This is a genomic window from Myroides oncorhynchi (assembly GCF_020905415.1).
Classification (GTDB): Bacteria; Bacteroidota; Bacteroidia; order Flavobacteriales; family Flavobacteriaceae; genus Flavobacterium; species Flavobacterium oncorhynchi_A.
In genome coordinates this window covers 3818866-3834271 of sequence record NZ_JAJJMP010000001.1, presented here as the reverse complement: position 1 = coordinate 3834271, position 15406 = coordinate 3818866, and the positions used below count along the sequence as shown (strand labels likewise).

The following is a 15406-nucleotide window of genomic DNA, read 5'->3' as shown; positions in this document are numbered from 1 at the left end:
TATGGAAAGAGATAAACCGTTTTATCTGTCGCTGACGGCAGAGAAGAGTCATAAAGTAAAAGTAACTGCTGGGCAGGGGCGTTTTGCCATTGGTACGAAGGGCATAACAGCGTCTAAGTGCGATGCGCTAGTAGAAGTGGGAGATAAGATTAACTGGGAGGTATTTAACGAGTTTAAGGTTCCTGCAGGAGGCAATTGGCCTCGTGTGATGGAGTATCACGGTGATGACACTTCGTTTATTCAGTGGAGTGCTACCCGTGTGATGGAACAGTTAGACTGGACTCCCTTAGACTGTACAGAGGCAGACTTTAGTACGGCCGAAATAGGGCAGTTAATCGTGGTGATCGATCAGCCTATCCGCTTAATATTAGGTGAGGGGGTAAAAGAAGTATTCTTTAGAGGAAATATCAATAATCTAGTCTTAGAGAACTATGAGTACCTAGAGGCTTTGTCTTTCTCGTTTGCTAATGATACTGCATCTCCCTTGCGATTACAAGCATTTAAGACGACAGCACATATTAAAGATGTCAGTATTCATACCAAGGTAAATGGAGAGCCATTTGACTGTAGTAGTTTAGCGCAGTTCACTAATCTAACAGCAGTAGCGCTATCAGGTAATGTATGTAATCTAGGAGAATTAAAGCAGTTCACTAGTGTAGAAAGCCTTGAGTTAAGATATGTGCCAAGTCTAGAGGGAATACCTGCTTTAGCGAGTTGGACGAAGTTAAACTACTTTATCGGTTGGAATATAGAGGAGAAAGGCGGTAAAGAATTAAAGAAACAATTAGCTGCATTAGAACAAGAGAAGACCTTTAAGTATGCATCAGTTTCTAATCTAAAGAAGCTAGAGTGGTTTATAACGGAGTTTAGCATTCCATTCAGCTCTTGGCAAAGCAAGAATAGTAAAGTGGCTGTAAAAGCGTATAAAGAGGCTTTAAAGGCAATCAAAAAAGGAAAAACCAAAGAGGATATTAGAGAAGCGATCAAAACATTGATCACTGTGATTAATACCTTGCCTAATATAGAGACAGAGGAACGCGAAGATACAGGAGATGCTGTGATGCAACTGTTGTCTTTTAGCCCAATAAAGATAGAAGAGGAAGAGGCGAGTAGTTGGTTTGACGAGTATAGAGATTTTTAGTTAGAAGCGATGACAGTAGTAGAATTAGAACAGAAGTATAACATAGTTTATACTGCATTGTATAAACAGTTAGAACAAGATAAGATGCTTGACGTAGGAGTATATGGAGCTATGTGGTATGCAGAGACATTCCCTAAGTTAAAAGACAATCCTACTCTACTGCTATTCAATGATGACTTCGAGTTATGTCCTGTGGCTAGTGTGGCAGGGGAAATAGACTGGCTTAGAGATCCGGAGAACTATATGGCGATCAAGGCAGAGTATAGCTTTATTCCCTTTGCTAAGAATGGAGCAGGGGATATGTACTGCTTCCTGACGAGTGAAGAGGTAGAGGGGGACTATCCTATCGTATTTGTATGGCACGACGATATCAATACTACTTATGAAGCGAAGAACCTACGTGACTTTATCTTTAAGCGTATCGTATCAGATATGAGCCTTCTAGATACTTATAACAATGTGTCTGATGAAGAGTTTATAGATAGTGTAAGAGCTACTCTAAAGACACACAGTCGTTATCTATCAGCGGATAAAGTAACACTATTAGAAGAGCTAGCGAGACGCCCGTTGATTGATTATGACAACGAGAGTTACGGTGAACAATGTAGAGGACTGCTCACTGAAGAGGAGTACAAAGAGATTATTGCGAAGTACATTCTTTATGAGAAGATGAATGTGTCATTTCCATACTCAGAATAAGATAGTTTAAGCACCAATATTGTTTATTGGTGCTTTTTTTGGCTACAATAGAAAGCAAATTATGGAGGGAAACTTATCTTTGTGTAGTATATATACTTGTTTTTATGAAAGTAGCTTTTGAAAAATATAATCCACTGTGGGTGTCCCAATTTAACGCTATTAAAGAAGAATTATCACCTCTATTAAATCATTTAGAGGTACAGATAGAACATATAGGAAGTACTTCTGTAGTGGGGCTATCTGCAAAGCCGATTATAGATATAATGATCGGGGTGCAGTCTTATGATGATTTGGATAGGCTACCTATATTACTGATAGAATTAGGCTATGTATATTATGAGAATTACAATGAGGATATGCCATATCGACGATTCTTTGTGAAGTTAGAAGGAACATTAGAGACTTATGGTTTTCCTAATCAAATAAAAGTTGGAGAGGAAGTGCCTGAGGGACTTCATAATCACGACATAAGAGTGGCGAATATACACGTGATACCTATCTCGGATAAAAACTGGACACGTCATATTGCTTTTAGGGATTATCTACGAACTCACCAAGAAGTGAGAGAAGAATATCAGGAATTAAAAGAAAAGCTTAGCAAATTAGAGTGGAAAGATGGTAATGATTATAATAGTGGTAAGGATAGTTTTATAAAAACAGAAGAAAAGAAGGCAATAGATTGGTTTTTGGATAAAAATAAATAATAACACTTTACTATATGTTAAAATAATTAACTATATTAGTAATTGTTAAGAAAATATAGAAAGTTTATTATTAGTTCGCATAAAAGCAGTCACCTATCATTAGATGACTGCTTTTTTCTTATATAACCTAAAATAGAATAGTATGCAAAATAGTATTAAAGAATATCAGCAAATGGTGAGGATTGGTCAAGTTCCTCAAGTGTATAAGCAATTGTTATCAATAGTGATGCGCATGAAAGCTTATATGGAAAAGAAAGATGCTAATTACAGTAACTTTAAGTTTAGCAATGTGTCTCCTGGTTATATGGACTATACTTACTTTCCGTTTTATGATGAGAGTCTTAGAGGAGAGCTGTTGCGTTTCGGAGTAGTTTTAAATCACGCAGAGATGCGCTTTGAGCTTTGGTTAATGGGGCAGAATGCTGACATACAGAGTAGGTATTGGCAATTATTAAAAGATAGTAAATGGAATATACAGCGAGAGGAAATGCCTATCTATAGCGTATTAGAGATAGTGTTAGTAGCATCACCTGACTTTGAGAATGAGAAGGTATTGTTTGAAACAGTTGCCACTAAGGCTATGGTAGATATTAGGGAGATAGTAACTTATCTAAATAAGCTATAAATTGGTTTAAGTATTCGTATATTTCGCCTTAGAAAAAGAATATTACAATGACTATAAACCTATATCCTAAATTTGAAGAAGTATTTGTAGATGATACTTTAAAGGGAATCTTTTATCCACTATGTACTGTAGTTCTACCATCAGGCAAGAGCGTACACTTTGTCTCTCATAATGGTATCTGGACAGACTACGAGAGTAATTCTGATCAAAATACAGAAGAGTATTATCGCTTCACGCTATGTGAAGGTAAGTATGCTTTTAGTGGAGATATCACTATCTATAAAGGCTATAAAGTAGCTAAAACAATACAGTGTGCATTAGAAGAGGAGTTTTGGAATAATGAAGACTTCTACTTTAAGTCTAAGCTGTCTTTAGCAGATTATACAGCGAGAGTGATGCCTTTAGTGGCTGACTTAACTGATGATGCCCTAGATTTAGATACTTATATAGAGTTTTTTTATGCCTATTCACTAAATAAATTAGTATTCCAAAAGACAGGACAGTTCAGTAAATATAGAGAGCTAATAGATAGTTTTGGCAAGGCCGATCCTAGTCCGTATGTGTATCAAGATGGGGATGAGGATTTCAATGATATTATGAGTATACAATACTTTGATGAGATGTTACCTGATACATTGAGTTTTGCTAATTATAGTGCTATAGGAATGACTATTGGCTATCAGTTTTTTGTAGATGGTAATGACTGCGTACTTTACTACAGTGAAAGTGAAGAAGCAGTGATCTGTTTTAATTCTTATTCGTAAGATGATGAAAACATTAGAGCAATTAAAACAAGAGATAGCGCGATCTGCTACAGCATTTGATGTAGGAGGTTTTCGTCCGTTAGATACTTTAGAGGAATCTTGGATAGCACGCGTCTCAACGTATAAAGAAGATGAACTCATCCCATTAGATGATAAAGGGAGAGAGATGATCCCCCTGCTACAATTATACTTGCCTAATCTCCCTTATGTACCTCGAGCTTTAGAAGGTATTCAGCTACTGACGGTATTTATGTCTTATGAATATCCTGACCAATTAGAACCAATGGGGAACAAGTGGTTAATCAGAGAATACCGTTCATTAGATGAGGTTGTGCAAAAGACACTGAGCAATAAAGACTCTATCCTTAAGGCATTTCCTTTAAAGCCAAGATTAGTGACTACAGATTATCCTATTTGGGATGGAGGGGGATTAACGTTAGAACAGGAAGAAAGAATCTGGGAAATGGAGAAAAATAGAGAGATAGAAGGTTACTACGAGGAGTTTGAAGATCATAGTTATGACACTAAGTTAGGTGGTTATCCTTCATATTGTCAATCGGGAATAGGAGTAGATGAGGGATACGGAGAAGGGTATGAGTTCGTATTTCAAATCTCTACTAATGAAAAGGTGAATCTAAATGTAGTAGATAATGGTAGCTTTATGTTTGCTCGTAATGCAGAGAGTGGGGATTGGAGTATATATTATGATTTTTATTAATCTGTTGATAGAGTATAGTAAGGATTGTGAATATAATTCTAATTAAAGGCTAGTTGTGTGAAATAGTTGTATATCATCTATAAACTATAATTCTCACAGAGATATCGTAAATTAGTAGTTATTACTAAAAATACAAATTATGAGAGCAGTACGTTTTTTCGGATTACACGATGTGAGAATTGTTGATGATTTGCCTATACCAGTACCTACAGGAGAAGAAGTATTGATAAAGATAGCTGCAGCCGGAGTCTGTCATTCTGATTTACACGTGATAGATGATGGTATCGTACCAGGGCCGTTTACATTAGGACATGAGAATGCAGGATATGTAGAAGCGATGGGTGAGAGTGTACAGGGATTTGCTAAAGGAGATGCAGTAGTAGTGTATGGTCCTTGGGGATGTGGACACTGTAAGCCATGTAAGCAGTCTTCTGAGAATTACTGTGATAATCACGCTAGTCAGGCAGCAGGAGGAGGATTAGGATTAGATGGAGGAATGGCTGAGTATATGTTAGTACCTTCTTCTCGTTTATTAGTACCTATCCAAGATTTAGATCCTGTATTAGCAGCTCCTATTACAGATGCAGCTTTGACACCTTATTCTGCTATAAAAAGATCATTGCCTAAGTTAACTCCTGATCAGTATGTAGTGGTTATTGGTATCGGAGGATTAGGACACACTGCCTTACAGATTTTAAAGGCAGTGACTAGTGCTACGGTGATAGCATGTGATATTACACCAGATAAATTAGACTTCGCTAAAAAGATGGGGGCTACTTATGTAGTTAACTCTACAGATGAAGATGCTGCAGAGCAAATCGTTAAGATTACAGGTGTTAAAAAAGCAATCACAGTATTAGACTTTGTGGGAACGACTTCTACTATTGCTCTTGGAGCGAAGGTAGTCTCTCAAAATGGGGACTTGACTATTATCGGGCTAGCTGGAGGAAACTATCCTATTGGATTTGGTACTGTACCCTTTGGAGTGAATGTGTCTATTCCTTATTGGGGAACAGAAGTAGAACTGATGGAAGTAGTAGAGTTAGCTAGACAAGGGCATATTCATATCGAAGTAGAACAATATCGCTTAGATCAAGCACTAGAGGTATATGATAAAATGAGAAAAGGGGAGCTGAAAGGAAGAGCGGTATTGATTCCTTAAAGATAATTACCACGTATATATAACTAAGACAGCTTATCGGCTGTCTTTTTTTGGTTCTTTCAGTAGATAATACCCCGCTTCACTAGGGTGATCTTGTATCCAAGTATCTTTATCTTCTTTATAGATTAGGTAGATAATCATAAAGTCTCCCATAGCTGCCATCGTGAAGTAGATGGCAAATAGAAGTAGACCAAAATTACCAATAGATATGGCGATTATAGAAGGTATAAAACCTAATATAAGGGCAGGCATAATAGCTCCTATACTATAGGGTCTGACTTTTAGTGGTTCTTTACAATGGCAATATGGAGTATGATACTCTTTTAGAATGCCAAACTTCATAGAACGAAAACCTCTTTTAGCAAAGATAGCCCACGTAGTTCCATGTATAAGTTCGTGTACAATGATTCCTATAAGCATAACTGCGATATACAATATACAATATCCTATCACTACTAGTGGGTGAATCCCTTTTAACGCTTCTATGCTGACTAGTTTTCCCCAAACTAAGTAGTATGGAATTATATTGATAATAGAAATAGGAATAATACTCAGTAATGCATATCCATTTGCTTTTCCTAAATCAATGGTTTTCTTTTGCATTGTGTAGTCTTCAAAACCTTTTGGTTTAGCGTCTTGATTAGAAGTGCTTGTATTGTTTTCCACAGTAAGTTAGTTTTATAGTTAGTGCAAATTAATTAAAAAAATAATATAAAGCGCTTTGTGCTGTTTAATCTCCGATTCGTATAGGACTGTTCTATCGCTCTATCTCTAGTTTTGTTCTAGTCAAATAATAAATAGAACAAGTAATGAATTTAATTGATATTTTAAAAGAAACAGACAAACCAGTATTGTTACAATTTTATGCAGATTGGTGTGGACCCTGCAAAATGTTGACCAGAATAATAGATGAATCGATGGAAGAGATTACACAATATGCCAAGTTACAACGTATAGATGTAGATCAGCATCAGGAGATATCTGCACAGTTTCACATAAGAGCGATACCTACTATGGTGTTAGTAGATCAGGCTGGTGAAGTAAAGTGGAAACACACAGGGGTAATGGAAGTAAGGGATATCGTAGCTGAGATTAGTAAGTAGCTTTATGAATTAACCTTGTCAGATATACTTATGAAGTATTCAAGGTAATCTTTGCAATTTATATTATGAAAGCAGGTAGTACGTCTGAGCTACTTGCTTTTTTTAAACTAATAAAGGAGCTCATCGAGCTCCTTTATTAGTTTATACACGTTTATGTTACTAAGGCTTTATCTTGTATTCAAATGCTATACGCAGATATTGACCTTGTATCTCTTTAAGATGATCATACTTTATATTATAGTTGTGTAAACCTATAGGTACATACACCTGTAAGTAATCTTCTTTTACTGTGTTTTGGATTCTGTTTACTCCTTTTATTTTGTAGAAAGAAGAAACGACAGAGAGGTTTTTATTGTCTTTAGATAACGTTGCAAACAAATAAGGGGTACCATCGGCAAGTACTATATTAATCTGATTATTTTTAATATTAGTAGCGAAGGCCTTATTCTCACCTGTAGCGAAATATACCTCTAGTCTATCATTTGATATAGTAAAGGATACGGGTTGACTCTTTCTCACTTGCTCTTCCCATTCAGTCTCTACTCGCTCCGTTCCTTTGTCTGTGACAGCCTTTTCTATAAAAGTAGACTGCTGTAGAATGATTCTAGAGGAGAATAAGAAAATACGTGGTTTTGACAAATCGACAACAGACTCTTCGATAGGAGGGGTAGTTTTGAGATCATCACTACTACACGCACCTGTTGAAATCCCTATAAATAAGGAAAATATAAAAGCTCTTAACGGATTGCTTATCATTAGATTTAAAGGTTTGACTAGATTAAAGATAATGATATTTAGTTAATATATTTTGTTTTCCTCTTTTAATTTGGAGATACAGTATTATTGTCATCTGCAAATGATTTGCCGCAGCTATGGCACACGCCCTTAGTCGGATCAGTATCATCCTCTTGTGTTTCCCAAATATAGGTTGCTCCACACGAGCATTCGATGACATAAAATGGTTCGTGGTCAGCATCACTTTTAAACTTGTGAAATATACCGAAGTCCAAATCAAGTTTGCTTAGTTTCTTGAGATCTTTCTTTTTAATTACCCCGATGTAGTAAGCCTCATCACCACGTTCTAAGTTATAGACGGTATAGTTCTTAGGTAGTTTCTTTCGAATTAGATTGATTAAATACTGCAGAGCCTCACTCTTTTCTATTTTTCCTTTCTTAATAGTTTTCGAAACCTTTTTATCTAACTTTTTCTCATTTAGTTCAAATTCTGCACCTAACTCATTCATCCTTTTAATTATAAAAGAAATAGCATCACTGTCTAAATGGACATCATTAGAGTTGATTTCTAGTAAGATGTTATTCTTTAGAAGAAAGTTAAAGATAGCATCTTCTTGTATAGTGTCTTTTGTGTTTTCTAAGACACTAGTTAGTTCTTTACTAGATAGTAAAGCGTGTAGTACTTGTTGATTAGCTTTTTTCATAATGGTTTTGTTTTTATTATTTCATTATAGTTAGCTGAGTGAAAGATGAAATCTTTTTCCAAGGTACAAATAAAATTAAGTATAGAATGTTAATTATTCTTTTAAAATAATAGAGTTAAGCATAATATGATTCGCAAGATAGCTAAGATATCTATTGTGTAAATTTGAAGACATAATATAAGTGATCTTTAAGAATAAAAACATTTTTCACAAAAAAGCTTGTATATGTATAGGATAAATGTACTTTTAGGCTCAGATAGTATTTTTACTATTGCTGATTAAATAAAATATAAATGATGAAAGACCTTTTTTTATTATATATCCATGGTTATGGATCTAATCGTGAATCTCGTAAATTTTTTAATATAAAAGAATCTTTACCAGACTTTCCTGCAGCTGTTTTTGAATGGGATGAGGATACTAATTTTGAGTTGTTATTAGAAACTGCAATAAAACAAACAAGTGAGATTGAGCAAATTCTTTTAATAGGGGATTCAACAGGGGCTAATATCGCTTATCAAATTAGAGAAGTGCGTAAGTCTTTAGGATTAAGTACTATTTTAGTATTGACTAGTCCTTTATTAGATTACAATAAACGTTTAAGGACAGATTTAGTGTTTTCTGAAAACCTTCAAAATAGCCTAATGCAAATCAATAAAGTAGAGGATGCATTAGTAATTTTAGCAAAAGAAGATGAAGTGATTGACTATAGTCAGTTTAATGTTAAGCAGGATGCTCCTAATAGTACAGTTATTTACGTAGATGACTCACATAGACTAGAAGGATTTATTAACTATGTAGGATATATTATAGGATATATAGTAAATAAATCAGTAAGACCAGAATTAGAAGCTCTGTAAATATAAATAAAAAAGCAACTTTTTAAAAGTTGCTTTTTTATTTAGTGATAACATAATCATTTCTATCGTCTTTTTTATGAGCCAAATGAGCTGTTTTTGGCGAGATACCAAATAAAGGAGAGAAGGTCTTAACTTTAATCGTTCTATTGTCGTCATAGAATTCTAATATTCTTATAAAGCCGTCTCCTCCGTTGCCTTGATGACCACCACCTTCCGATTGCATATCAAAGAGCATCTGGTGTACTTCTTGTTCAAAGTTGTTTTTATCTACTTTATATCCTTCTCCTGAAATATGTCCAGATAGGACTAATTGCATATTCTTTGTGTCTTTCACTATTTTATTCCAAATCTGTTCTCCATTATTAGATTCGGGGAGTAATATTCTTTCTGATTTTCTTTCTTTTTTATCCTTAAAGTAAGGCTCAAAGATTATCCATTTATTCTCTGCTTCTAATCTTGTGTCATTTCGATTTAGATATGCATGTGTCAATAAGATGATTTGATGCTGCTCATATTGTTTGAACCTTAGGATTTCATTTGCCCAATCCAGGGTTGTATTTCGCGGAGCATATTCTAAGTTGACAATGAGGTAATCTCTGTTATTTATTCCTTTAAACTCATACATGGCATTAGTTAGAGTAGGTAAGTTATACTCGTTTAGTCCATGTTGTACAAGATGTTTTTGATTTAAGTAGTTTTTAGTTATAGGGAAGTACTTGTCATATTGAGTTGTTCTTGTCCCTTTTGAGTCTATGGAGTAATCGTGATTTCCCGTTGCTAGAATATAAGGAACCTTATGATCTAAGATAGCAAAGGATTTATCTATAAATTCCCATTGTTGTTTAGAAGAGAGATTGCCATTTAAGCCAGGAAGGATTACATCATCCTGTTCTACTAGGTCACCAGTGCACAGTACCATTTTAATATTGAGTTTATCTATATTAGCCTCTACCCATCTATTCATAAGATCAAGTATAGGTTGATTTTGGCTATACTTGGAATAGTTTTGAATATCAGGAATTAAAATCATAGACCAAGAGTTCGGCTGGTCTAATTCTACTTTTGTTGAGTATTGCTGAGCAAAAGAAATAGGGGATGCTAATAAAAAAAGCACCCCTATTTGGAAATAAAAACTATACAAACACTTCATTTTAATAACCAGGGTTTTGGGTAAGGTTAGAATTAATAATAATTTCTTTTGACGGAATAGGCCATAAGTATTGCTTATTTTTATCAAAAGCCCTGGTAGCTAATACTTTTATTTTTCCTTTACTAAGTAATCTGTCAAATACAGGCAATCCATTTTCATCTATGGTTGGTGTTTCAGACCAGAACCACAGTCCTTTATCAACTACTTCTTTTTTTAGTTTGTCAGGGTCTAACATACCATAATTTGGTCTAGCTAGGGCGATTTCGGCATGTTTCCAACGCATAATATCTTCAATTCTTTTATTTTCCCAAGCAAACTCTACTCTTCTTTCCATTCTAAGGTATTTTCTCATTTCAGTTTGTGATGAGATAGTAAGTAATGGAGCAGTAATATCAGAGTCATTATAAGCGCGTGTTCTTACTTGGTTAAACGCTTTAAGCATTTCGCTATCTAATTGGTTTAGTTCTATTTTTGCCTCTGTATACATTAGCAATACATCAGCATATCTCATAATAACAATGTCAGCATCTGAATAAGAATCATCAGACCAGTCTGTATCAACTCCTTTTTTTAGTGTTAATCCATTATAAGAAGCATAGGTATCTACAGATCTTGTGTCTTTATTTTTTACTTGCTTACCTGTTGTAGTGTTAAGAACATTAGTAGAGTAAGGGTTAGGATCATAAATATATCCAAGGTGATCAGTACCAAATTCTACTATAGTTTCTTTTAATCTAGGATCTCTGTTTTTAAATGGGTTTCGAGGATCAAAAAGAGGAGATTGATCTATTGTTTTCCCATCCGTGCATAGATAAGTAGCAAATAATTCCCAAGAAGGTTGTGCTACAGAGCTTCCACCAGCATTTCTAGTATAGAAATTCTTAACTGAGAATATAGAATTATGTTGAGCAGAACGTGGAATTGAAAAAACAGTTTCAGAAGAATTCTTAGTTTTAGAAAGGAAGAATTCACCGTAATTATTATGCAGAGTATAACCATTTAGCTTTATACACTCTTCAGCAGCCTTACGTGCTATCTCATAATCGTGAAGATTTAATGCTGTTTTTGCTTTAAATGCTAATGCAGCTCCTTTTGTCAATCGTGAGTTCTGTGTCCCATTGTACTTCGTAGGTAGGTGATTGATTGCAAAGTTAAAATCATTGTACACTTCTTGTAAGATGATTTTTTTATCAGTTCTTCCCATCTTAAAAGCCTCATCTATCGTAAGAGTTTGAGTATAAAAAGGAACATCACCAAAGAAGAACAATAATCTACCATAGAATATAGCTCTAAAGGCACGTGCTTCAGCTTCAAACTGTTTTCTATCTACTTCTGACAGATTACCTCTATTTTGCGTTAAGTTTTCTAATATAGTATTTGCTCTAGCGATTCCCTTATAAGTATTTTTCCACAGCGCTGCACTTGTACCCCATTCACTATTAATGGTACCAGCAGCATATTCATTCATTACTTGTCTTTGAGACCAATTATCTGTTAATCGTTCACCAGCCCAGCCTGTTTCAAGATCCCAAAGGTATTCTCTGTAAAAATCATTAATAGAAAGTTCGTATTCATTTTTATCAGAATACCAATTTTCTGAAGAAGCACTAGAAGGAGGGTTTAAATCTAAATCAGCACAACTGCATGTAAAGATAAGTAAGCTAAGTATATAAAGTATTTTTTTCATTTTAGATAATATTAGAAGTTAACAGATACCCCGAAGTTGAATGATTTAGCGATGTATGCATTATATGCTGATTCTGGATCATATCCCTTTGGAAAATTACTGAATGTAAAATAGTCGTTTAGAGAAATAAATACTTTAAGCTTGTCTAAATGCACTGAGTTTACTAAATCTTTAGGAAAATTATAAGCTAAAGTGATATTCTTAATACGGAAATAAGCTCCATTAATTAACCAGAAATCAGACATTTTATAGTTGTTGTTTTCCGCACTTACATGCGATAATCTAGGGTATTTAGCATTTAGATTTTGTTCTACAGTATTGTATGGACTCCAGTATTGACCATCTATCTCCTGCATTGGATTGGTCCATGAAGATTGGAAAGGTCTTATTTGGTTCTCTGTCAATAAGCTTTTTTGTTTTCCAACCCCCTGAAAAGCTACTCCTAATTCGATTCCTCTGTAATCAAGGTTAATATGTCCACCAAATATGTAACGAGGTAGTGATGAGCCTAAAGGTACACGATCGTAATCTGGTGATATGATTCCATCAGGAACACCATCAGGTCCACTTATATCTACATATTTAATATCTCCTGGTTTTACAGCATTAGATAGTTTAGGGCTATTATCTATTTGTTCTTTATTTTGAAAAATACCATCAGAAACATATCCGTACCATTCATTAAACGAAGTCCCTTGTCTTATGATTTTTCCGTTAGACATAACTATGCGTCCTCCTAAGTCACCCATAGTTGTTCTAGAGTCTGATAGATTAGCTCCTATAGAGTATTTTAGGTCACCAATCTGATCTCGCCAATTAATATCTAAGTCCCATCCTTCAGTGTGCATGTTACCAGCGTTTTGTTGTGGGTTTTCAAATCCCATAAAAGCAGGAATCTCTAACTCTAACAGCATATCTCGTGTCTTCTTTTTATAGTAATCAGCTGTGATACTAAGGCGATTTCTTAAGAAATTAATATCCAAACCAAAATCAATTGATTCTGTTGTTTCCCAAGTGATGTTCTGGATAGCATATTGCGTTTGAGCAGCAGTTAGAGCAGAGATAATCAGGTTGTCTTTATAGAATAAGGTATTAGAAAAATTGATTGAAGATTGATATGGATAGTTTCCGATTCGTTCATTTCCTAGAGTACCCCAAGAACCTCTAAGTTTTAAGTAGCTTATTACATTTTGGTTTTTCATGAAGTTTTCTTCTGATAAAGTCCATCCTGCAGAAAAAGAAGGGAATATACCCCATCTGTGATCTTTGTGAAAGCGCGAAGAACCATCTCTACGAATATTAGCTTGCAAATGATATTTGTTGTCAAATGAATAGATTAATCTAGAGAAAAGAGATTGATAAGCAGTCTCCGTTTTATCACCAGAGTTAGTCATATATTCTACGGGAGCTAGGTCTAAATATGGAAAATTAGGCAATTCCATATTCATTGCTTTAGCACCTAAATTATCTATAGAAGAATAATTATCTTCATACCCTAATAATAGATTAATACTATGTTTTTTTAGATCTTTAGTGTAAGTAGCAAGTACTTGTTTTGTCAGTATTTTGCTTTCGTTTCTATTCTCTACTAAAGTATTGTTTGTATGACCATTTATATAGCCTGAGAAACGCTCAGGGTTCTCGGCATCATAATATTCTATTTTTTTTGTAAAGTTCTTTCTTCTATCAAAAGCTAGTTGTGGGGCTAAAACTAATGAAACTTTTAAATCTTGAATTGGTGTAAAGTTCAAGGCTACTCTTCCGTATATTTTATCAGAGTAATGTCTTTTAGTACCTCCATGATATAAACTAGCATAGGCATTAGAACCTGATTTTCCCTCAGCGATTCTTCCATCTTGCCAAGTAGTAGCATATACAGGAGCATAACGCATTGCTTCCCATACAGGGTCGTTAACAGGGGAAGTTTGTTGGGTTGTATTATACGATAAATCAATATCTCCAGAGATAAAATCATTAACCTTGATATTGTTATTTACACGAGTCATAATCCTTTTGTAATTCTCAACATCATAGATTGCTTTGATATTCTCATAATCCACGCTTGCACGCGTCTTAATGCGTTCACCACCACCAGAAAGAGAAAAAGAGTGTCTTTCTTTTGCAGCAGAATTTTTTAGCAATAGATCTTGCCAGTCTGTGATAGGGTATTTATTAGGGTTATCTAAGTTATTCTGATACCAATTGTCTATATCTTGTTTGCTATAGATACCATATTCTCCTCCAGGAGCTGTACCTGCATCATTCCAAGACATTTCATTGATCATCTCCATGTAGCGTTTATAACCAACAGACTTAGGCATCATCGTAGGTTTTTCAAAGGCGTAATCAGATTTATAAGAGAAGTGAAATTCGTTATCTTTAGCGCGTTTAGTTGTAATTAAAATAACCCCGGCAGCTGCTCTAGCTCCATAAATAGAAGCCGCTGCTGCATCTTTTAAAACAGATATTTCTTCGATATCATTAGTGTTTACTTGATCCATATCATCTTGTGCCACACCGTCTACCACGATTAATGGATCAGTATTACCTATAGTAGTCACACCGCGAACTTTGATATCAGCTTTAGCACCAGTTTTACTTGAGTTACGAGTTACCATTACTCCTGATAGTTGTCCTTGAAGAGCCTGCGAAAGCTGTGTTGTATTTCGCTGTTCTATTGCATCTCCACTAACTTGTCCAACAGAACCTGTAATATCTTTCTTCTTAGCAGTCCCATAACCAATCACTACAATCTCATCTAGATTAGACGCTTCTTCTATCATCTTGATATTCATCATAGAAGATGCCTTTACCATTTGATCTTGAAAACCAATAAAAGAGACTTTTATTAAGTCATTTGGATTTGCTTTGATATCAAATTTCCCATCTAAGTCAGTAATGGTAGACTGTGTATTGCTTACGTTTTCTATGGTTGCCCCTGGTAACGTAAGTCCATTGTTATCCAATACTTTTCCTTTAAGCATACTTAAAGCGATAGAAGAGTTTCCTTTTTTTATAGAAAGTAGATTGTCTTCTAATTTATAAGATAGATTAACTTTGGCTTGTAATGAACTTAGTATTTGTTGTAGAGTAAGCGTTTTACTATTAAAGTTTACTTTAGTGCTCTGAGGTAATTCATCAGTATAGTAAATCTTAATAGAAGTTTGTTTCTCTATTGTTTTTATTAATTCATTGATCGTTAATTCACCTTTAGGTAGTGCTAAATTAATCTGAGAAGGTGATTGTCCTAGAGTAACATTTGACCACATCAGACAAGCTAGTGCTATTACAGGAAACTTAATTTTTTTGTAGTTGTTTTTCATGGTTTAAGTGCATAATCGGTTTTTAAATGTT

15 protein-coding genes are annotated in these 15406 nt (G+C 34.7%); 9 read left to right on the top strand and 6 right to left on the bottom strand.

Translation table 11 applies throughout. From position 1 onward, the window contains the following. The first annotated feature begins 1 nt into the window (after position 1). From LNQ81_RS16630 to LNQ81_RS16600, 7 genes are all read left to right on the top strand, one after another. On the top strand, positions 2 to 1141 hold the full coding sequence (locus LNQ81_RS16630; protein ID WP_229948694.1) for a hypothetical protein: 1140 nt from the start codon (positions 2 to 4) through the stop codon (positions 1139 to 1141). Positions 1142 to 1150: 9 nt separating this feature from the next. Further along, the gene (locus tag LNQ81_RS16625) at positions 1151 to 1840 is read left to right on the top strand and encodes an SMI1/KNR4 family protein (RefSeq protein ID WP_229948692.1); all 690 of its coding nucleotides are present in this window, start codon (positions 1151 to 1153) and stop codon (positions 1838 to 1840) included. Between the two features lie 104 nt (positions 1841 to 1944). Next, on the top strand, positions 1945 to 2544 hold the full coding sequence (locus LNQ81_RS16620) for a GrpB family protein (RefSeq protein WP_229948691.1): 600 nt from the start codon (positions 1945 to 1947) through the stop codon (positions 2542 to 2544). A 142-nt stretch (positions 2545 to 2686) separates the two neighbouring features. Next, positions 2687 to 3169: a DUF7000 family protein gene (locus tag LNQ81_RS16615; protein ID WP_229948689.1), complete on the top strand. Its 483-nt coding sequence runs from the start codon at positions 2687 to 2689 to the stop codon at positions 3167 to 3169. A gap of 47 nt (positions 3170 to 3216) precedes the next feature. Then, complete coding sequence (locus LNQ81_RS16610; RefSeq protein WP_229948688.1) at positions 3217 to 3933, top strand: hypothetical protein; 717 nt, start codon at positions 3217 to 3219, stop codon at positions 3931 to 3933. 1 nt (position 3934) lies between these two features. Then, on the top strand, positions 3935 to 4651 hold the full coding sequence (locus LNQ81_RS16605; RefSeq protein WP_229948686.1) for a YwqG family protein: 717 nt from the start codon (positions 3935 to 3937) through the stop codon (positions 4649 to 4651). Positions 4652 to 4790: 139 nt separating this feature from the next. Beyond that, on the top strand, positions 4791 to 5813 hold the full coding sequence (locus LNQ81_RS16600; protein WP_229948684.1) for an NAD(P)-dependent alcohol dehydrogenase: 1023 nt from the start codon (positions 4791 to 4793) through the stop codon (positions 5811 to 5813). A gap of 33 nt (positions 5814 to 5846) precedes the next feature. Here the strand turns inward: LNQ81_RS16600 and LNQ81_RS18225 are convergent, their stop codons facing one another. Next, positions 5847 to 6479, bottom strand: a complete 633-nt coding sequence (locus tag LNQ81_RS18225; protein ID WP_229948682.1) for a DUF3267 domain-containing protein — start codon at positions 6477 to 6479, stop codon at positions 5847 to 5849. 143 nt (positions 6480 to 6622) lie between these two features. Between LNQ81_RS18225 and LNQ81_RS16590 the strand changes: the two genes are divergently transcribed. After that, positions 6623 to 6916, top strand: coding sequence for a thioredoxin family protein (locus LNQ81_RS16590; RefSeq protein ID WP_229948680.1), 294 nt, complete (start codon positions 6623 to 6625; stop codon positions 6914 to 6916). A gap of 159 nt (positions 6917 to 7075) precedes the next feature. On the opposite strand, the gene LNQ81_RS16585 is transcribed toward LNQ81_RS16590, so the two are convergent. Together LNQ81_RS16585 and LNQ81_RS16580 are read right to left on the bottom strand one after the other, a co-directional pair. Then, entirely contained in the window at positions 7076 to 7672 is a 597-nt protein-coding gene (locus LNQ81_RS16585; RefSeq protein ID WP_229948678.1) for a pyridoxamine 5'-phosphate oxidase family protein, read from the bottom strand. Between the two features lie 65 nt (positions 7673 to 7737). Next, complete coding sequence (locus LNQ81_RS16580) at positions 7738 to 8355, bottom strand: hypothetical protein (RefSeq protein ID WP_229948676.1); 618 nt, start codon at positions 8353 to 8355, stop codon at positions 7738 to 7740. 293 nt (positions 8356 to 8648) lie between these two features. Here LNQ81_RS16580 and LNQ81_RS16575 point away from each other — a divergent pair, with 293 nt between their 5' ends. Next, positions 8649 to 9215 carry a YqiA/YcfP family alpha/beta fold hydrolase gene (locus LNQ81_RS16575; protein ID WP_229948672.1) on the top strand — a complete coding sequence of 189 codons (567 nt, stop codon included), beginning with the start codon at positions 8649 to 8651 and terminating at the stop codon, positions 9213 to 9215. A gap of 37 nt (positions 9216 to 9252) precedes the next feature. Here LNQ81_RS16575 and LNQ81_RS16570 read toward each other — a convergent pair whose 3' ends face one another. From LNQ81_RS16570 to LNQ81_RS16560, 3 genes are read right to left on the bottom strand one after another with little or no spacing between them, the layout of a single operon-like run. After that, positions 9253 to 10365 carry a metallophosphoesterase gene (locus LNQ81_RS16570; RefSeq protein ID WP_229948670.1) on the bottom strand — a complete coding sequence of 371 codons (1113 nt, stop codon included), beginning with the start codon at positions 10363 to 10365 and terminating at the stop codon, positions 9253 to 9255. 1 nt (position 10366) lies between these two features. Next, positions 10367 to 12052 (bottom strand): RagB/SusD family nutrient uptake outer membrane protein, encoded by a 1686-nt coding sequence (locus LNQ81_RS16565; protein ID WP_229948669.1) that lies wholly within the window; start codon positions 12050 to 12052, stop codon positions 10367 to 10369. A gap of 11 nt (positions 12053 to 12063) precedes the next feature. Then, positions 12064 to 15375: a SusC/RagA family TonB-linked outer membrane protein gene (locus LNQ81_RS16560; protein WP_229948667.1), complete on the bottom strand. Its 3312-nt coding sequence runs from the start codon at positions 15373 to 15375 to the stop codon at positions 12064 to 12066. Between the last annotated feature and the right edge of the window lie 31 nt (positions 15376 to 15406).